This is a genomic window from Faecalibacterium butyricigenerans (assembly GCF_020687345.1).
GTDB lineage: Bacteria > Bacillota > Clostridia > Oscillospirales > Ruminococcaceae > Faecalibacterium > Faecalibacterium butyricigenerans.
In genome coordinates this window covers 1-18957 of the sequence record NZ_JAJEQL010000041.1, presented here as the reverse complement: position 1 = coordinate 18957, position 18957 = coordinate 1, and the positions used below count along the sequence as shown (strand labels likewise).

The following is an 18957-nucleotide window of genomic DNA, read 5'->3' as shown; positions in this document are numbered from 1 at the left end:
GTCAGCAGGACACGAGTGCCGCTCAAGGCACGAAGTGGACGCTGGGCACCGCAACCCGTCTTAGCGCAGCGGCTAGCATTTTTGGGCTTCGACTTCCGTCTTGGGCTTGTTAAGGGCGAGCAGCCCTTAACTCGTTGCGGGGAGAGTGGAGTCCAGAGGTAGGGAGGGGGGAATCGAAACACCCCTCCCTGCCTCTGGCCCGCGCGGAGCGCAAGCCATTTGACCGAAAGAAAAAACATCCCCCGCGCTACCAGCGCGCGAACCTGCTTAAAGAAAACAAAGCCCTGCTGCAACAGTGCTCCGCCCTGCGCCGCAGGCGCACACGCCCGCTTGACGAAAACATATCCCGCCGAAAAATCGATTCACCCTAAGAAGCCACACCTCACAGAAAGCAGAAAGGACAGAAGATGTTTACTGCCAAACAGTTCGCCGGCACCCACTGCGGCTGCCGCTACCAGCAGGACTACCGCCCCACGCTGGGCCGGGACGGTAAAAAAGAGTCCGGCACGCTGGAGGTCATCAAATTCTATTACGACGGTGCCATCCGGATGGAGCAGCACTGCTATGGCGAGGCGGCGACCTTCGTGTTCGGCGTCTGGGCCAAGGGGATGGACGCCGACGGCACCCTCCACTGGGCACTGCCCGACCGCCGCAAGAGCTACTACGACGAGGACTATCTGCCCAAGAAGCTGGACCGGGTGGACGAAGAGGGGAACCTCTACTTCGACGGCAGCCCCTTCCCGTGGCGGCTGACCGACGACTTCGCGGAAGACAAGCGCTGGGGCTACCCGAAGTGGAAGGTGTTGCTGGGAAAACTCACCGGAAAAGGCCTGAAATGTGACTGAATCACGAAATTCGAGTATTCCCATTGACATACTAGGGAATGATATGATATAACTATTCCGTCAAATGGAATCCATGCGGGTGCGCCCCGGCCCCCGAGAAGGCGCGGCGTACCCACATTTCAGCAGAAAGGAATCATTCCTATGGAAAACACAGAAAAAGTGGTTTATCTGGATAACGCTGCTACCACCGCCTGTGCCCCCGAGGCTCTGGCTGTGATGGTCGAGGCCCTGAGCGGTGCCTGCGGCAACCCCAGCAGCCATTACAGTGTGGGCTATGAGGCCAAGGAATTTGTGGATAAGGGCCGCGCACAGGTGGCAAAGGCCATCAACGCATCCCCGGCCGAGATCTTCTTTACCGGCTGCGGCTCTGAGGCCGACAACTGGGCGGTGAAGGGCACTGCCTTCACCAAGGCACGCCAGAACAAAAAGCACCTCATCACCAGCGCGTTCGAGCACCACGCCATCATGCACAGCATGGCCGCTCTCGAGCGTATGGGCTTTGAGGTCACTTATATCAAGCCCACCACCAAGGGCTATATCCGCCCCGAGGACGTCGAGGCTGCTATCCGCCCCGACACGGCCCTCATCAGCATCATGATGGCCAACAACGAGATCGGCACCATCCAGCCCATCAAGGAGATCGCGGAGATCGCCCACAAGCATGGCATCTGGATGCACACCGACGCCGTTCAGGCAGTCGGTGCGATCCCCGTGGACGTCAAAGAGCTGGGCGTGGATATGCTGTCCATGAGCGCTCACAAGTTCAACGGCCCCAAGGGCATGGGTGCACTCTACTGCCGCAAGGGCATCTGGCCTCAGAACCTCATCGACGGCGGCAGTCAGGAAGCACGCCACCGCGCAGGCACCGAGAACGTCGCCGGCATCGCCGGTATGGGCAAGGCCCTCGAGATGGCCACGGAGCATCTGGAAGAGCGGATGGCTCACGAGAAGGTGCTGCGCGATTACGTCATCGACCGTGTCCTGAAGAATATCCCCGAGGCACGCCTGAACGGCGGCCTTGAGCACCGTCTGCCCGGCAATGTGAACATCAGCTTCCCGGGTCTGGAGGGCGAGACCATCCTGTTGGACCTCGATATGCACGGCATCTGCGCCTCGACCGGCTCTGCCTGCAACTCTGACAGCCTCGACCCCAGCCATGTCCTGCTGAGCATCGGCGTGCCGGAGGAGATCGGCCACGGTTCCATGCGGTTCACCTTTGGCCCGCAGAACACCATGGAAGAAGCAAAATATCTGTGCGATGTGCTGGAGGAGGTCATTCCCCGCCGTCGTGCTATGAGTTGTATGTGGCTGCAGGGTCAGAACACGGCCCGCCAGTTCAGCCTGAAGGGAGATAAGTAAAATGGCAGGTATGTATAGCGCAAAGGTCATGGAGCATTTTGCACATCCGCACAACGTGGGCGAGCTCCCCGATGCAAACGGCGTGGGCGAGGTCGGCAACCCCAAGTGCGGCGACATCATGCGGATGTACCTCAAGATCGAGAACAACGTCATCGTTGACGTCAAGTTCCTCACCTTCGGCTGCGGCGCAGCCATTGCCACCAGCAGCATGGCCACCGACCTCATCAAGGGCAAGACCGTGGACGAGGCTCTGAAGCTGACCAACAAGGCTGTTGTCGAGGCTCTGGAAGGTCTGCCTCCCATCAAGGTCCACTGCTCTGTTCTGGCTGAGCAGGCCGTCAAGTCGGCGCTGTCTGACTACTACCGTCGTCAGGGCATCGACCCGGAACCCATCGTGGGCAAGCTGGAAGAGGACTGCGACCATTGCAGCGGCGAGAGCTGCGGCCGCTAAGGCAGTAAAAACGTAAACGAGAAGCCTGTTATTGGACAAGATGCCCGATAACAGGCTTCTTTTTTGCACAAAACGACAGAGCGAAAAATCTTTACGCTTCAAGAGGCTGTGATATAATAAAAGTACAGATACCTTTTGGTGCGAAAGGAGCGAAATATAAGATGATTAGAAAGTTTACTGCGGCTTTTATGGCTATGATGATATTGCTGATGCTTATGCCATCCAGTGCATTTGCGGCAGAGCCTTCGGTGCAGGAAGTGGAGGCTTTGATTGCGCAGATAGGAACGGTTACACGCGAGAACCGCAGTGCCGTAGAAAGAGCAGTTGATGCATACAGCCAGTTGGATGATACGGCCAAGGCAGAGGTATCTAATTTCACGGTGTTGGCGGAAGCACAGCAGATTTTGGGAATTAAGGATGCACTAGCGAAATTGGATGTGAAGTATGATAAAGTCGAGGGTAACTATACGATAACGAGTCCATATGCTTTGAAAGAACTGGACAAGGGTAACTGTAGTGTAAATCCAGCAATATATATCCACAATGAATATGCGATGCCGTGGATGGTAATCATGTATTGCTATATGGGTGATACATTTATATGGACGGACTCTATTGTTGTACGTGCTGGTGAAAATAAATATACTTACGAAAGTCCGGCATTTTATTATTCCACAGGGGATAAAGTGAAAGTAAGCTCTGGAAAAGTGAAAGCAGCGGAAATGCTGGCAACCATTGCAGGAGATTTCGATATTAACTTGCTCAGGGATGTGTTGAGCGCACAGGAAACGATTTTTCGATTTAAGGGACATGCACCGTGGGGAGATTCAACTGAATATGACTACGTTTTGACACCAGAAAATCGGCAGATAATCACGGATATTTTGAATGCCTATGACCTTATGCGTACTGCAAGCCCGGAGGTCTTGTATAAAGCATTGGCATGACGTTGGAATGACGCGAGAAGGGAGAAAATATGAAAAAGCAAGCGGTAATAAAATGCTTTTTGGTGAGTCTTAGCTTGGTTTTGCTGGTTTCATGCGGGAAAAATTCTTCAACCAGAGCGGAAAGCGCAGGTACAGAAGTTGAAAAAAGCGTAAGCAGCAGCCAGCCGGTTGAGCCAAAAGCGGAAAATGCCTATGAGAAGTTTCGAAAAGCTGAAAAGGAAAATGTCATAGGAGATGAGGAACAACAGTTGGCAGAACTGCGTGAAGCTCTAGAAAAGCTTCAACTTGAATATGCAAAAGATGAAGAAATTGGGGATGTGTTAGCGATAACAAGTCCGTACTGCAATGAAAATGAGGAATCGGGTCAAAGCTGTGTGGCACCGTTCATTTACATATTTGGGCCATCGGTGGATCCGATGCTTGGTATTGGGTTTATGTATATAGACAGTCAGTATCTGGGTGTAGATACTGTCGAAATAGATACGGATGAGCATAGGTATACATACAATAGTGATACGTTCTTGGACATTGTTAAGAATAGAACAGTTATAAAGTCAGAGAATATGGAAAAATCAGAAGAGATGGCTGTACGGCTTGCTATAGATGAGGACGGCCTTGATAAGGACATTGATGTTCTGATAGACATGGTGAAATCGGATGAGGTGAATCTCCGTTTTGGAAAATACAATTCGGCCAAGCCTGATTTGGTCGAGTGCCCGATGCCGGAAAATGACAAGCAGGCCATCGTGGATGTTTTGAACGCATATTACCTGTATCTGAACACGACGCAGGCGGTTCGAGCAAGGGCTTTGGCAGAACTTACATAAGAAATACAAAACGGGGTGGTCTTGCGGCTGCCCCGTTTTGCGTTATTCATAAAAACCTTTTAGTCTGCTCTTGCATAGGATGGCGCACCGAGGATAGGGGAGGGGGCCTTACAGTGGAAGGACGGAAGCAGTTTGCGGTGGTGGGCGGCGACGCCCGGCAGGCGGCAGCGGCCCGGGCGCTGGCCCGGGCAGGGTACAGTGTGGGCGGGCCGGAGAAGATCGCGGTGGCGGATTATATCCTGCTGCCTCTGCCGCTGGACGCGGCCCGGACGCCGCTGGCCGAGCTGCTGCGGGCCGCACGGCCCGGCACGCTGGCGCTGGGCGGGATGCTCTCGGCGGAGGCAAAGGCCATCGCTGCCGAGGCGGGGGTGGAGCTGGTGGACTACTTCGCCCGGGAGGAGCTGACCATCCGCAATGCCATCCCCACGGCGGAGGGCTGCATCGGCATCCTGATGGCGGAGCGCAGCCGCACCCTGTGGGGCAGCAGCATCCTCCTCACCGGCTTCGGGCCGGTGGGGCAGGCGCTGGGCGTCCGGCTGGGGGCACTGGGGGCGCAGGTGACGGCGGCGGCTCGCCGTCCGGCCCAGAGGGCGCTGGCGGAGAGCTTCGGGCTGCGGAGCGTGGCCATTGGCCGGCTCGGGCGGCTGGCCCCGGCCTTCGACACCGTGGTGAACACCGTCCCGGCGCAGGTGCTGAGTGCGGAGGTGCTGGCCCGGCTGCGGCCGGAGAGCCTCATCGTAGATCTGGCGTCCCGCCCCGGCGGCACCGACTTTGAGGCCGCCCGGCGGCTGGGCCACAGAGCCATCCATGCGCTGAGCCTGCCCGCCGCCTGTGCGCCCGAGACGGCAGGGGAGGCGGTGGCCCAGACGGTCTGCGAGATGATCGGGCAGAGGGAGGAAGCATGATGAGAGGAACGAGAACGCGCTGCGCGGCCTTTGCGGTCTGCGGCAGCTTCTGCACGCTGGATGCGGCGCTGGATGCGGCCCGGGCGCTGCGGGGGCAGGGGTGGGAGCTTCTGCCGGTGATGAGCTTTGCGGCGGGGCAGGACACCCGCTTTGGCCGGGGGACGGGCTGGCGGCAGCAGCTCGAGGGTCTGACCGGGCATCCGGTGCTGGATACCTTGCAGGCCGTCGAGCCTCTCGGCCCGCGCCGTCTGGCCGACGCCCTCGTCATCGCGCCCTGCACCGGGGCCACGCTGGCCCGGCTGGCCGAGGGCCTTTCTGACACGCCGGTGACACTGGCGGCGAAAAGTCTGCTCCGGGTGGGAAGCCCTATCGTGGTGGCCATCTCCACCAACGACGGGCTGGGGGCATCCGGGGAGAACATCGCCCGGCTCTACCAGCGCAAGCACTATTATTTCGTGCCTTACGGGCAGGATGACCCGAACACGAAGCCCCAGAGCCTCAAGGCGCGGTTCGAGCTGCTGCCCCAGACCCTCGAGGCGGCGTTGGAAGGACGGCAGCTGCAGCCGGTATTGCAGTGTCCATGTGGATGAGAAAGCTTTTCAGCCGGGGAAAAGTGTGGTATACTAACAGCATCTATGAAGATTTGTGGAGAATGAACGAATGAAAAAATACCTCGCTGCGCTTCTCACAGCGTTGCTCCTGCTCTGCATGGCCCTGCCCGCCGGTGCCGTCGGCCCGGCCCTGACGGCGACGGAGGCCTACTGCATCCTTGATGCAGACACCGGCCTCGTGCTGGCGCAGCAGAATATGAACGAAGAGCTGCACCCGGCGTCCATCACCAAGGTGATGACGCTGGGCCTTGCCTGCCAGAAAGCGCAGGGGAACTGGGACGGCGTCAAACTTACCGTCTCCCACGAGGACGTCTACTCCCTCGCGGGCACCGATTCCAGCCACATCGCCCTGCAGGAGGGGGAGGAGGTGCCCTTGCAGGATGCGCTCTACGGTACCATGATTGCCAGCGCCAACGACGGCGCGAACCTGCTGGCCGAATACTTCGGCGGCGGCACCATCGAGGGCGGCGTGGCGGCGATGAACGCGCAGGTGGAGGCATTGGGCCTTGAACACACCCACTTCGCCAACCCCCACGGCATCAGCAACGACGACCACTACACCAGCTGTTACGACATGGCCCAGATCCTGCGATGGGCGCTGGAGCAGCCGGGATTCGAGACGGTCTTTACCCGCAACGAGATGTACACCATGCAGCCCACGAACATCCAGCCGGTGACCCGCTATTTCTCCCAGCAGGACAAGATGCGGCTGCATTACAGCAGGTATTATATCCCTGCCATCCTCGGCTCAAAGATCGGCTACACCAACATCGCCCGTTACAGCTACGTCTGCCTCGCGGAGCAGAACGGCGTCCGCCTCATCTGTGTGACCATGCAGAGCCAGACCAAGCCCGATAAGTACAGCGATGTCCGCACCCTGCTGGAGGATGCGTTCGCCCGCTTCACGAGCTACACCGACCTGCCCTCGAGGGGGCTGACCGAGGAGCTGGAGGTCGTGGGCGGCGGCGGGACGCTGGGCCGCGTGACCGTCACCGACCCGGGCGTCCGGCTGCTGTTGGCCGACGGTGTGACGGCGCAGGACGTCTCGGTGTCGCTGGAGCTGCCCGAGCGGTACGTTCTGGGCGCTTCGCCGGAGGTGTATGCGGTGTACACCGTCAGCGGCGGGAACAAGCAGGAGTCGATGAGCGTCCGGGTCCCGGCGGTCATCACCGGGCTGGACGAGCTGCTGGACGCAAACGTGGGCCGGGAGCTGGAGACCGCCTCCGACGTCCGGCCTGCCAAGACCGCCGGAATGCTCATCCTCATCTCGCTGGCCTGCACGGCTGCTGCTGCGGTCGTCACGGTGGGCGTGATGAGGCTGCTGCGCCGCCGGAGCAGAAAGACCCGGAAGCACTGAATCTACGCGCAAAAGCCGCAAAAAGGCTTTTCCATATACAACAGATCGACAAAAAACGATAAAACAAAACAGAGAGGAAAATCATTATGGGTAAGTTCACGTTTACGCAGACCGAGATCCCCGGTGTCGTCGTCATTGAGCCGCAGGTGTTCGGCGATGACCGCGGCTACTTCATGGAGACGTATCAGAAGGACCAGTTCGCCGAGGCCGGCATCGACAAGGAATTTGTGCAGGACAACCAGAGCCGCTCCACCCGCGGCGTGCTGCGCGGCCTCCACTTCCAGAAAGAGCACACGCAGGGCAAGCTGGTGCGTGTGACCAAGGGCGAGGTCTTTGACGTTGCCGTGGACTGCCGCCCCCACAGCGCCACCTTCGGCAAGTGGGTGGGCGTGACCCTCTCCGAGGAGAACAAGAAGATGTTCTATATCCCCGAGGGCTTTGCCCACGGTTTCCTCGTGCTGAGCGATGTGGCCGAGTTCTGCTACAAGTGCACCGACGTCTACGACCCCACCAGCGAGGGCGGCATCCCCTACGATGACCCCACCGTCAACGTCCAGTGGCCCGACTGCGGCTGTGAGCACAAGACCAGCGCCAAGGACAAGCTCCACGAGCCGTTTGCCGCCCAGAAGTTCGAGTATTTTGAAAAGTGGTGATCGCCGGTGAAAAAGCTCAAGGCAATGTTCAACGGCCTGTGGTGCTACCGCTATCTGCTGTGGAACCTCGTCAGCCGTGACTTCAAGCTCAAATACCGCCGCAGTGTGCTGGGCGTGGTGTGGAGCGTGCTCAACCCCCTGCTCATGTGTCTGGTGTACTGGGCCGTGTTCAGCAGCCTGATGGATATGCGGGGCAGCGGCATCGACAACTTCCCGGTCTTTTTGATGTGCGGCCAGCTGCTCTTCAACTTCTTCAATGAGGCCACCTCCACCAGCATGAGCAGCGTCCTCGGCGCGGCCTCCCTGCTCAAGAAGGTCTATATCCCCAAGTACGTCTTCCCGCTGGAAAAGTGCTGCTTCGCCATGGTCAACTGCGTCTTCAGCTTCGTGGCGCTGGCGCTGGTGATGGTGTTCACCGGCAGCCCCATCCACATCACGGTCTTCGAGGCGCTCTACCCGCTGGTGACGCTCTTCTTCTTCAGCCTCGGCGTGGGCCTCTTCCTCGCGGCGGCGACGGTGTTCTTCCGGGACATCATGCACATCTGGAGCGTCTTTATCACGGCGCTGCTCTACTTCTCCGCCATCTTCTACGACCCCACCCAGATGACCTTCTCCATCGGCGGCTTCAATATGCAGCAGATCATCAAGCTGAACCCGATGTACTGGTATATCACGGGCTTCCGCCGCACCCTGATGTGGGGCATCCCGCTGGACATCAATATGTTCCTCGTCTGCGGCCTGTGCGCCGTCGTCTCGATGCTGGTGGGCGTCCAGATGTTCCGCAGGACACAGGACCGCTTCGTGCTGCATATATAAGGAGGAGAGAACGATGGAACCTATCATCAAAGTGGACAATGTATCCATGTGCTTCAATCTCTCCACCGAAAAGCACGAGAGCCTGAAGGAATACCTCCTTGCCATGGTGCAGGGGCGCTTGCAGTACGATGAGTTCTACGCCCTCAGGGACGTGAGCCTCGACATCATGCCCGGCGATTTCTACGGCCTTGTGGGCCTGAACGGCTCGGGCAAATCCACCCTGCTCAAGACCATCGCGGGCGTGTATAAGCCCAGCAAGGGCAAGGTGACAGTCAACGGCACCATTGCGCCCCTCATCGAGCTGGGCGCAGGCTTCGACATGGACCTGACTGCCCGGGAGAACATCTACCTCAACGGCACGGTGCTGGGCTTCTCGCCCAAGTATCTGGACGAGAAATTTGACGAGATCGTGGAGTTCAGCGAGCTGCAGAACTTCCTCGACGTCCCGCTGAAGAACTACTCCTCCGGCATGGTGGCCCGCATCGGCTTCGCCATCGCCACCATCACCAAGCCCGACATCCTCATCGCCGACGAGGTGCTGTCGGTGGGCGACTTCCTCTTCCAGCAGAAGTGCGAGAAGCGGATGAAGGAGCTGATGGCAGGCGGCACCACGGTCATTCTGGTGTCCCACTCCATCGAGCAGATCGAGCGGATGTGCAGCAAGGTGGCATGGCTGAGCCACGGCCGCCTCAGGATGAACGGCGACACCCAGACCGTCTGCAACGCCTACAAGGCCGTGCAGCGGGGCGAGGCATAAGGCGATGGATGTACGACTCAAACGCGCCAAAGAGCTGGCGGGCTATGCCGTCCGGCTCACAAAGGACGAGGGCCTGCCCACGATGGTGAAGCGGGGCGCGGGCTTTGTCCGCCGCCGCTTCTTCGGCAAGAGGGCGCGCTATCTGCCCGGCAGAAAGGTGCTGGAAGCCCAGAGGGCCGAGATGGCAGGAAAAACCGCCGAGGACTGCGGCCTGCCCACCATCTCCATCCTGACCCCACTGTATAATACGCCCGAGAATTACCTGCGGGAGTTTCTGGATTCCTTTGTGGGCCAGACGGCTCCCAACGGTCAGCTCTGTCTCGCCGACGCCTCCGATGACGCCCACCCCGAGGTGGAGCGTATCGTCCGGGAATATCAGCAGAAAAATCAACGCATCGGATACAAAAAGGTCGAAAATAAGGGCATCGCCGCCAACACCAACGCCGCCGAGGCGCTGGCCGACGGCGAATACCTCGCCCTCGCCGACCATGACGATGTGTTGGCCCCCCATGCCATGTATGCGATGGGAAAGGCTATTTTGCAGCTGCGCCAGAGGGGCGAGCCGGACGGCTTTGTCTACAGCGACGAGGCCCTCTTCTCAAAGAGCATCAAAAAGCCGATGGTGGGCCATTTCAAGCCCGATTATGCCCCGGATTATCTGCTCTGCTGTAATTATATCTGCCATCTGGCGGTCTTCAGGCGGGCGCTGTACGAGCAGCTGGGCGGCGAGCGGCCCGCCTGCGACGGCAGTCAGGACCACGACCTCTTCCTCCGCCTCATCGAGCAGACCGGCGGCGCGGCCCATGTCCCGCAGGTGCTCTACTACTGGCGGGTCCACGCCGGTTCGACCTCCGGCGGCACCGAGGCAAAGCCCTATGTGGCGGCGGCGGCGAAAAAGGCGCTGGCCGACCATCTGGCCCGCACCGGGCGCACCGGCAGGGTGGAGGACGGAATTTTCCCCAGCACCTACCGGGTGAAGTGGGACATCGAGGGCGACCCCAAGGTCAGCATCCTCATCCCCAGCAAGGACCACATCGACGACCTCGAGAAGTGTCTGCACAGCATCTGGACCAAGACCGAGTGGGACAACTTCGAGGTCATCGTCATCGAGAACAACTCCACCGACCCGGCCACCTTTGCCTATTACGAGGCGGCAGAGAAGCGGTACGACGGCCTGAAGGTGGTGACGTGGCCGGAAAAGGGCTTCAACTTCTCGGCCATCAACAACTTTGGCCGGAAAGCCGCGTCGGGCGAGTACCTGCTGCTGCTGAACAACGACGTGGAGGTGCGGAACGGCGGCTGGCTCACCGAGCTGCTGCGTCCGTGTGCCCACCCCGGCGGCGCGGCCATCTGCGGCGCGATGCTCTATTACCCCGACGAGACCCTCCAGCACGCAGGCGTCGTCACGGGTCTGGGCGGCTACGCGGGCCACAGCCACAAGTACAAGAAGGCCGGCGGCAGCGGCTATATGTTCCGCACCGCGACGGTGCAGAACTTCTCTGCGGTCACGGGGGCCTGCCTGCTGGTGAAGGCCAGCGTGTGGGATGAAGTGAACGGCCTCGACGAGAAGTTCGCCGTGGCCTTCAACGACGTGGACTTCTGCCTCCGGGTGCGGGACCGGGGCTATCGCATCGCGTGGACGCCCTATGCCCAGCTGACCCATTACGAGAGCAAGAGCCGGGGCGGCGATGAGAAGGATCCCGCCAAGGCAGCCCGCTTTGCGGCCGAACAGCAGCGTCTCTACGACGTTCACGGCAAGGCGGACATCCTTGACGACCCCTATTACAATCCCAGTCTGACCCGCGACCGGGAGGACTTCTCGGAGAGCGGCGACCTGCGGAACCTGAAAGAGGGAAAAGTGACTGTGAGGTGGCGGAACGCATGAACATCAAGGGCCATTTTGAGACCATCACCCGGCACAAGCTGCTGGTGATGAAATACTGCTTTGCCTGCGGACTGTACGAGCAGGGCCTTGCCCACGACCTGAGCAAGTACAGCCCCACCGAGTTCATCCCCGGCTGCATCTACTATCAGGGTGACCACAGCCCCAACGAGGCGGAGCGGGAGGCCAAGGGCTACACCTCGGCGTGGCTCCACCACAAGGGCCGCAACAAGCATCACCTCGAGTACTGGATCGACTACAGCACCACCAAGGCGGGGCTGACCGGCATGAAGATCCCGCTGCGGTATGTCTGCGAGATGGTCTGCGACCGGGTCGCAGCCAGCCAGATCTATCTGGGTGACAGGTACACCGACGCCTCTCCTTGGGAGTACTACGAGCGCAGCAGAGACCACTACCTCCTCCACCCCGAGACCCGGGCGCTGCTGGAAAAGCTCCTCCAGATGGTGCGCGACCTCGGACAGGAGCGGACGTTTGCCTACATGAAGTTCCTGCTGGGCTGCGAAAAAGATTACTGAGCAAAAACAGGAATGCCTCCGGCGGCTGCGTCTCCGGAGGCATTTTTCAGGGGCGGTGTACGCCGCAAAGCCAAACATCCCCCAGCCCGGACGGGACACCGCTCAGGCTGGGGGATGCTGTTTTTCAAAAGCAGAGAAGATCAGTCTTCGCTGTTGTCGATCTGGATATAGTGGGGGCCGCGTTTGTCCACAAAGAGCAGCACGCCGGTCAGCGTGACAGCCAGACAGGTCAAAACAGCGAGCAGTACTTTCAGAAATTTCATGGTCAGACCCTCCTTAACGGGATGCGCCCCGGGCACGGGGTGCGCCCTGAGCTTTGTTGATTGTAGTATAGCATATTCCTGCCGGAAAGGCAAACGACCGGACTTTGGGAAAAGTTGTGCGATACGAACGAAAAAATAGGAGGTTAGTCTCAACTAATCGTGAAAAACAGCCAAGAAATTTAAGAAAATCCTCTCATTTTGGCCTTGTTGTCGTTGACTTCCCACCGCAAAATGATACAATAAGTGTGTTAAGCAGCACCTGTCCCTGTACCAGTGCGCCTGCATGGGCGTGGGGACGGCAATTCAAGCAGAATGGGGGATTTAATTCCATGTTGAACAAGCTGAAACGTGCGGCGCTTGGCGCGCATACGCCGCATGACAAGGCAACTGCTGCAAGCAAACCGGTCCCGATGCCTCTGCCCGCGCAGGTACGCATCCTGATGAGCCAGCACATCGGCGCTCCCGCCAAGGCATTGGTGAAGAAGGGCGACGAGGTGTTCGTCGGTACCAAGATCGGTGAAGCTGGCGGCTTTGTGTCTGCAAATATCCACTCCAGCGTTTCGGGCACCGTGGCGGCTGTGGAGCCGTTCCGTCTGTCCAATGGCCGGATGTGCGACTCTGTGGTCATCAAGACCGATGGCAAGCAGACCGTAGACCCCGCCGTGAAGGCTCCCGAAGTGACCGATAAGGCCAGCTTCCTCGCCGCCGTGCGGGAGAGCGGTCTGGTCGGTCTGGGCGGCGCAGGCTTCCCGACCGACGTCAAGCTCCAGCCCAAGGATCCCGTGGACACCCTGCTCATCAACGCCTCCGAGTGTGAAGTCTGGCTGACCAGTGACACGCAGGAGATGCTGAATTGTGCAGACGATATCATCCGGGGCATCGAGGCGGTGCTGAAGTACACCGGCATCCCGAAGTGCGTCATCGGTATTGAGAACAACAAGCCCGAGTGCATCGACCTGCTGTGCCAGAAGACCAAGGACAAGCCCGCCATCGAGGTCAAGCCCCTGCCCAGCGTCTACGGCACCGGCGCAGAGCTGATCCTTATCGAGAAGTGTCTGGGCCGCGAGGTCCCGCACGGCGGCCTGCCCGCCGCAGCCGGCGCCATCGTCATGAACGTGACCAGTGTGTCCAGCCTCGGCAAGTATCTGGCTACCGGTATGCCGGTGGTCAGCCGCGTCATCACCGTGGACGGCGATGCCTGCGAGAAGCCCCAGAACCTCATCGTCCCTGTAGGTACTTCCTATGAGGACGTCCTGAACACGGCCGGCCTGAAGGGCGGCGTGACGCTGGGCAAGGTCGTGGCCGGCGGCGCGATGATGGGTCCCGCAGTGCGCGACCTGAGCTACCCCACCACCAAGACCACCTCCGGCCTCATCATGCTGAGCGAGGCTGCGGCACAGCCTCCGCAGGTCAACCCTTGCATCCGCTGCGGCCGCTGTGTCGAGTACTGCCCGATGGGTCTGGAGCCTGTCGAGGTCAATCAGGCCTACGCAGCCCGCGATGTTCAGGAGCTGGGCAAGCTGCACGTTGATTACTGCTTCAACTGCGGCTCCTGCACCTTCGTCTGCCCGGCCAAGCGCCCCTGCACCCAGATGATGGGTCTGGCCAAGGCATTCTATCTCGGTGAAATCAAAAAAGGAGGCAATAAGTAATGGATACGAAGCTTATTGTTTCGGCCTCCCCGCACCTGCGCTCTGAGGAGACGACCACCGGCCTGATGGCCAACGTGATCGTGGCCCTGACCCCGTGCGTCGTGGCCTCTGCCATCATCTTTGGTCTGCGTGCCCTGCTGGTCACTGCCGTGTCGGTCGTGGCCTGCGTGGCGTTCGAGTGGCTGTACTGCAAGCTGATGAAGAAGGCAAACCCCATCGGCGACCTGTCTGCTGTAGTCACCGGCATCATCCTCGCCCTGAATGTGCCTGTGGGGATGCCCATCGGTGAGCTGCTCATCGGCGACTTCGTGGCCATTATCGTGGTCAAGCAGCTGTTCGGCGGCATCGGCATGAACTTTGCGAACCCCGCTCTGGTGGGCCGTATCGTGCTGTTCATCAGCTTCGCCGGTGCGATGAACAAGTGGGTGTTCCCGGATGCAGCCGTCGATCAGCTGTCCTCCGCGACCCCGCTGGCTGTGGCTGACCCCAACAAGCTGAGCCTGCTGGACCTCTTCATGGGCGTCCATGGCGGCGTTCTGGGCGAGACCTGCGCTCTGGCCATCGTGCTGGGCCTGATCTACCTCGTCGTCACCAAGACCATCAGCATCGCCATCCCCGCCGCCTACGTTGGCAGCATGTTCCTGTTCTACCTCATCGCCACCCACAGCGTCCACGCTGCACTGGTGGCTGTGCTGAGCGGCGGCCTGCTGTTCGGCGCTGTGTTCATGGCGACCGACTACGTCACCAGCCCCTTCACCCTGAAGGGCAAGCTGGTCTACGGCGTGGCGCTGGGCATCGTCACCTTCGCCATCCGTTACTGGGGCAGCTACACCGAGGGCGTGTCCTTCGCGCTGCTGTTCATGAACCTGTGGGTCCCGTACATCAATGATATGACCCGCCAGACGCCGTATGGCTACGTCAAACCTGCAAAGAAGGAGGCTGCTGGCAAATGAATAAGTCTACTTGGGATAGCACGGTAAAGCCGGTGGTCGTGCTGAGCGTGATCGCACTGGTGGTCAGCTTCCTGCTGGCCCTGGTCAACTCCTTTACTGCGCCCATCATCGACGCCAACCAGAAGGCCGCCACTCTGGCAGCTTATGTGGACGTCATGCCCACTGTTTCCGACGCAAAGACGCTGGAAGAAGTGACCGGCTACACCACCGAGAACGTCACCGGCGTGGTCAAGGCTGAGGATGGCAGCATCGCCATCAAGGCTGAGGAGAAGGGCTTCGACGGCGGCATCCTGTCCGTCATCATGGGCTTCGACACCAACGGCACCGTCACCGGCATCTGGGTGGACGCTTCCACTCAGACCAAGGGCATCGGCTCCAATGTCGCAACGGATACCTTCCTTGCCCAGTTCAACGGCATGGACGGCACCCAGAATATCGCCATCGGTCAGGGCTTTGACGCATACAGCGGCGCGACCATTTCCTCTAAGGCACTGTTCGCCGCCATCAACGACTGCGTCAACTGCTACAACGAGCTGGCATAAAGGAGGTTGGTAAGAAATGGCATCTGAAAACAAGTCCAAGGTAAGCATCCTTACCAACGGCATCATCAAAGAGAACCCCGTTCTGCGTCTGGTTCTGGGCACCTGCTCCTGTCTGGCAGTCACCACGGCAGTTTCCAGCGCACTGGGCATGGGCGCAGCCTTCACCTTCGTGCTGGTCTGCTCCAACATCCTGATCTCGCTGCTGCGCAACGTGATCCCCGCGAAGGTCCATCTGCCCTGCTACATCGTCATCATCGCAGGCTTCGTCACCATCGTCCAGATGGTCATGCACGCCTACATGGACAGCCTGTACACCGCTCTGGGCGTCTTCCTGCCCCTGATCGTCGTCAACTGCATCATCCTCGGCCGTGCCGAGATGTTCGCCTGCAAGAACAACGTCGTTGACTCCGCACTGGACGGCGTCGGCATGGGCATCGGCTACACCCTCACCGTCGTGCTGATGGCTACCATCCGCGAGGTGCTGGGCAGCGGCACTTGGCTGGGCTTCCAGGTCCTGCCCGACAGCGTCGCCCGCATCGGCATCATGACGCAGGCTCCCGGCGCGTTCTTCTGCTACGGCATCCTGATGGCTGGCTGTGTCTGGCTGGAGGGCAAGCTGGATGCGCGCATCGAGCGCAAGAGCTGCTGCGACATCGACAATCTGAAGAAGGAGGGCTAATAAGATGCTCGTCAAACTCGCTGCTATCTTCTTCAGCATGATCCTTGTCAACAACTACGTGCTGGTGAAGTTCTATGGCATCTGCCCGTTCTTGGGCGTTTCCAAGAAGCTTGACTCCGCCGTGGGTATGTCTGGCGCCGTCATCTTCGTCATGTTCATGGCTACGGCCGTGACCTTCCCGCTGCAGATCTTTGTTCTGGACCCCGCCGGTCTGAGCTATCTGCAGACCATCGTGTTCATTCTGGTCATTGCAGTCCTCGTGCAGTTCATCGAGATCTTCCTGAAGAAGTATGTCGTGGCTCTGTACAATTCTCTGGGCGTTTACCTGCCCCTGATCACCACCAACTGCTGCGTTCTGGCTGTCACCATTCTGGTCGTCGATGACTACGGCGCCGATGTGGCTGCTCTGGGCTTTGGCGCTGCTTACATCGAGGCTCTGATCTGTGCCGTGGGCGCAGGCGTCGGCTTCATGCTGGCAATGGTCATGTTCAGCGGCGTGCGCAAGCGTGTGGAGGCCTGTGATCCCCCCGCTTCCTTCAAGGGCCTGCCCATCACTCTGCTGGCCGCAGCGATCACCAGCCTGTCCTTTATGGGCTTTGGCGGCATCGTTGAGAATCTGTTCAATGTGACGCTGTAAAGGAGGAACAGGATTTATGAATATCGCATCTGCTGTTATCCTCTGCACCATCGTCGGTGCTGTCGGCGCAATCATTCTGGTCGCCGCTGCCAAGTTCATGGCAGTTGAGGAAGACCCCCGCATCGAAGAAGTCGCCAGCTGTCTGGCCGGCGCAAACTGCGGCGGCTGCGGCTACGCAGGCTGTGCCGACTACGCAAAGGCCGTCGTCATGGACGGCGTGCCCTGCGACAAGTGCGCCCCCGGCGGCCCCAAGGCTGCCGCCGCTATCGCCAAGATCATGGGCGGTGAGGCAAGCGCTGTGGAGAAGAAGGCCGTGGTCCAGTGTCAGGGCAGCTCCGAGCACTGCAAGCCCGCGTATGACTACAAGGGCATCCAGACCTGTGCCGCTGCGGCTACCCTGTACGGCGGCCCCAAGACCTGCTCCTTCGCCTGCATCGGTCTGGGCGACTGCACCAAGGTCTGTAAGTTCGACGCCATCCACATCGTGGACGGCGTGGCCAAGGTGGACAAGGACAAGTGCACCGGCTGCGGTGCCTGCGCCAACATCTGCCCCAAGAAGGTCATCATGATCGACGCAGGCGGCCCGCGCAAGCCGGTCGTCATGTGCTCCAATCAGGATAAGGGCGCTGTCGCCAACAAGCTCTGCACCACCAGCTGCATCGCCTGCGGTATGTGCGAGCGCACCTGTAAGTTCGACGCCATCCATGTCGTGGACGGCGTGGCCCGTGTGGACTACGACAAGTGCAAGGGCTGCGGTATGTGCGCCCAGAAGTGCCCGAAGAAGATCATCCTCTTCCCGCTGAAGGACGATCCGTATCCCCCGAAGCCCGTGGTGAAGCCTGCTGCCCCCGCAGCAGCAAAGCCCGCAGCACCGGCTGCAAAGCCGGAGGCTGAGGCAAAGCCCGAGACCAAGGCGGAATAAGCACTGACCTCAGAGAGGGCCGGACAAAAACGTCCGGCCCTCTTTTTGTGTATGGAGAGGGCGCAAAAGGCTCTCCCTCTGGGAGAGCCTTTTGCGGAAACTCCGGTTGCATAAAACGCACAACGCGCTATAATAAAACAGGATACAACGCGCTTATGGTGAGCGCAGACGGAAAAGGAAAACAGGAAAGAGGAACCATATGGAACAAAAGAACACCCGCCTGCGGAACGTGGGCTTCATCACCTTCTTTTTCAGCGGCATCTGTGCCATCTCCAGCGGCGTGGTGGTCAGCCTATTGCAGGAGCAGTACGGCTTTGCCTACGGTATGACCGGCACGCTGCTGTCCCTTATGAGCATCGGCAACCTGCTGGCGGGCTTTCTCATTGCGATGCTGCCCGGCAGGCTGGGGATGAAGCCCAGCATCCTGCTGCTGACCATCGGCTACGCGGTGGGCTACGCCATGATGGGCCTCAGCGGTGCGGTGGCTGTGCTGGCGCTGGGGTTCTTCCTCGTGGGCATCGCCAAGGGCAGCGTCATCAACACCTGCACCATCCTCGTCAGCGATCATTCGGCCGACCGCACCCGGGGCATGAACCTGATGCACAGCTGCTACGCCTGCGGCGCACTGCTCTGCCCCTTCTTCATCGCGGCGGCGGGCAGGGTGAGCGGCTCCTTTGCGGTGCTGGTGCTGGCGGTGCTGGGCCTGCTACTCTGGCTGGTGTATATGGGCACTCCCTTTGCCGGGAAGGGCGCAGGCAGGAAGGAAGTCACCGACTGGGGCTTCCTCAAGTCCACTCGCTTCTGGCTGCTGACCGGCCTGCTGTTCTGCCAGAACGCCGCCGAGCAGAGCGTCACCGGCTGGATGGTCACTTACTTTAAGGGCAGCGGCATCATCGCGGGTGCACTGGCGGCCTATACCGTCACCGTCATGTGGGGCGCGACCCTCGTGGCCCGCCTGCTCATCGCCTTTGTCTTTCCCTTCAAGCAGCCCCGCAAGGCCATGGTGGTCATGGGCGTGAGCTGTACCATCTTCTACATCCTGCTGGTGCAGGCCCGCAGTCAGGGGGCGGCCATTGCGCTGCTGTTCGCCTTCGCCTTTGCGATGGCGGGCATGAACCCCACCGCCGTGGCCAGCGCGGGCCGGATGACCAGCGTGACCAGTATGGGCATCATGCTGCCGGTGGCGGCCAGCGGTGCCATCCTGATGCCGTGGGTCATCGGCATGGTGGCCGAGGGTGCGGGCCTTGCCGCCGGTATGATGACCAACATCATCCCCTGCGTGGGTCTGGTCCTCTTTGCCATCCTCGTGGCACGGCTGCCGGAAGAATAAAGAATGACCAGAAGGGCCGCTGCGCACGCAGCG

At 59.9% G+C, this 18957-nt stretch carries 21 protein-coding genes; 20 read left to right on the top strand and 1 reads right to left on the bottom strand.

All coding sequences use genetic code 11. The annotated features are described in order from the left end of the window. Positions 1 to 407: 407 nt before the first annotated feature. From LKD23_RS11520 to LKD23_RS11460, 13 genes are all read left to right on the top strand, one after another. Positions 408 to 845: a hypothetical protein gene (locus LKD23_RS11520; protein ID WP_227621773.1), complete on the top strand. Its 438-nt coding sequence runs from the start codon at positions 408 to 410 to the stop codon at positions 843 to 845. Between the two features lie 141 nt (positions 846 to 986). Further along, positions 987 to 2204: a cysteine desulfurase family protein gene (locus LKD23_RS11515; RefSeq protein WP_227621772.1), complete on the top strand. Its 1218-nt coding sequence runs from the start codon at positions 987 to 989 to the stop codon at positions 2202 to 2204. A gap of 1 nt (position 2205) precedes the next feature. Continuing rightward, positions 2206 to 2655: a Fe-S cluster assembly scaffold protein NifU gene (nifU, locus tag LKD23_RS11510; protein ID WP_227621771.1), complete on the top strand. Its 450-nt coding sequence runs from the start codon at positions 2206 to 2208 to the stop codon at positions 2653 to 2655. A gap of 161 nt (positions 2656 to 2816) precedes the next feature. After that, complete coding sequence (locus LKD23_RS11505) at positions 2817 to 3602, top strand: hypothetical protein (protein WP_227621770.1); 786 nt, start codon at positions 2817 to 2819, stop codon at positions 3600 to 3602. Positions 3603 to 3631: 29 nt separating this feature from the next. After that, positions 3632 to 4429: a hypothetical protein gene (locus LKD23_RS11500; RefSeq protein WP_227621769.1), complete on the top strand. Its 798-nt coding sequence runs from the start codon at positions 3632 to 3634 to the stop codon at positions 4427 to 4429. Positions 4430 to 4542: 113 nt separating this feature from the next. Further along, positions 4543 to 5334, top strand: a complete 792-nt coding sequence (locus LKD23_RS11495; protein WP_227621768.1) for an NAD(P)-dependent oxidoreductase — start codon at positions 4543 to 4545, stop codon at positions 5332 to 5334. Further along, complete coding sequence (locus tag LKD23_RS11490; RefSeq protein WP_227621774.1) at positions 5334 to 5924, top strand: dipicolinate synthase subunit B; 591 nt, start codon at positions 5334 to 5336, stop codon at positions 5922 to 5924. The genes LKD23_RS11495 and LKD23_RS11490 overlap by 1 nt, the downstream gene beginning before the upstream one ends. A 70-nt stretch (positions 5925 to 5994) precedes the next feature. Next, positions 5995 to 7302, top strand: a complete 1308-nt coding sequence (locus LKD23_RS11485; protein ID WP_227621767.1) for a D-alanyl-D-alanine carboxypeptidase family protein — start codon at positions 5995 to 5997, stop codon at positions 7300 to 7302. 86 nt (positions 7303 to 7388) lie between these two features. Continuing rightward, positions 7389 to 7955: a dTDP-4-dehydrorhamnose 3,5-epimerase gene (rfbC, locus tag LKD23_RS11480; RefSeq protein WP_097777386.1), complete on the top strand. Its 567-nt coding sequence runs from the start codon at positions 7389 to 7391 to the stop codon at positions 7953 to 7955. 6 nt (positions 7956 to 7961) lie between these two features. Next, positions 7962 to 8771, top strand: coding sequence for an ABC transporter permease (locus tag LKD23_RS11475; RefSeq protein ID WP_227621766.1), 810 nt, complete (start codon positions 7962 to 7964; stop codon positions 8769 to 8771). Between the two features lie 13 nt (positions 8772 to 8784). Then, positions 8785 to 9528, top strand: coding sequence for an ABC transporter ATP-binding protein (locus LKD23_RS11470; RefSeq protein ID WP_227621765.1), 744 nt, complete (start codon positions 8785 to 8787; stop codon positions 9526 to 9528). Between the two features lie 4 nt (positions 9529 to 9532). After that, the gene (locus LKD23_RS11465) at positions 9533 to 11413 is read left to right on the top strand and encodes a glycosyltransferase family 2 protein (protein WP_227621764.1); all 1881 of its coding nucleotides are present in this window, start codon (positions 9533 to 9535) and stop codon (positions 11411 to 11413) included. After that, positions 11410 to 11946, top strand: a complete 537-nt coding sequence (locus tag LKD23_RS11460) for a DUF5662 family protein (protein ID WP_227621763.1) — start codon at positions 11410 to 11412, stop codon at positions 11944 to 11946. Before LKD23_RS11465 ends, LKD23_RS11460 begins: the two co-directional genes overlap by 4 nt. Positions 11947 to 12086: 140 nt before the next feature. On the opposite strand, the gene LKD23_RS12895 is transcribed toward LKD23_RS11460, so the two are convergent. Next, the gene (locus tag LKD23_RS12895; protein ID WP_255668235.1) at positions 12087 to 12209 is read right to left on the bottom strand and encodes a hypothetical protein; all 123 of its coding nucleotides are present in this window, start codon (positions 12207 to 12209) and stop codon (positions 12087 to 12089) included. 329 nt (positions 12210 to 12538) lie between these two features. Here LKD23_RS12895 and rsxC point away from each other — a divergent pair, with 329 nt between their 5' ends. The 7 genes from rsxC to LKD23_RS11425 all read left to right on the top strand — a co-directional run bounded on the left by rsxC (position 12539) and on the right by LKD23_RS11425 (position 18924). After that, positions 12539 to 13861: an electron transport complex subunit RsxC gene (gene rsxC, locus LKD23_RS11455; RefSeq protein WP_227621762.1), complete on the top strand. Its 1323-nt coding sequence runs from the start codon at positions 12539 to 12541 to the stop codon at positions 13859 to 13861. Further along, on the top strand, positions 13861 to 14814 hold the full coding sequence (locus LKD23_RS11450; protein ID WP_227621761.1) for an RnfABCDGE type electron transport complex subunit D: 954 nt from the start codon (positions 13861 to 13863) through the stop codon (positions 14812 to 14814). Before rsxC ends, LKD23_RS11450 begins: the two co-directional genes overlap by 1 nt. Continuing rightward, complete coding sequence (locus LKD23_RS11445) at positions 14811 to 15356, top strand: RnfABCDGE type electron transport complex subunit G (RefSeq protein ID WP_227621760.1); 546 nt, start codon at positions 14811 to 14813, stop codon at positions 15354 to 15356. Before LKD23_RS11450 ends, LKD23_RS11445 begins: the two co-directional genes overlap by 4 nt. 16 nt (positions 15357 to 15372) lie before the next feature. Further along, positions 15373 to 16035: an electron transport complex subunit RsxE gene (gene rsxE / locus LKD23_RS11440; RefSeq protein WP_227621759.1), complete on the top strand. Its 663-nt coding sequence runs from the start codon at positions 15373 to 15375 to the stop codon at positions 16033 to 16035. Between the two features lie 4 nt (positions 16036 to 16039). Next, positions 16040 to 16672, top strand: coding sequence for an electron transport complex protein RnfA (locus tag LKD23_RS11435; RefSeq protein ID WP_227621758.1), 633 nt, complete (start codon positions 16040 to 16042; stop codon positions 16670 to 16672). Between the two features lie 16 nt (positions 16673 to 16688). Next, positions 16689 to 17594: an RnfABCDGE type electron transport complex subunit B gene (locus tag LKD23_RS11430; protein ID WP_227621757.1), complete on the top strand. Its 906-nt coding sequence runs from the start codon at positions 16689 to 16691 to the stop codon at positions 17592 to 17594. A 199-nt stretch (positions 17595 to 17793) separates the two neighbouring features. Further along, positions 17794 to 18924, top strand: coding sequence for an MFS transporter (locus tag LKD23_RS11425; RefSeq protein ID WP_227621756.1), 1131 nt, complete (start codon positions 17794 to 17796; stop codon positions 18922 to 18924). Positions 18925 to 18957: the final 33 nt, after the last annotated feature.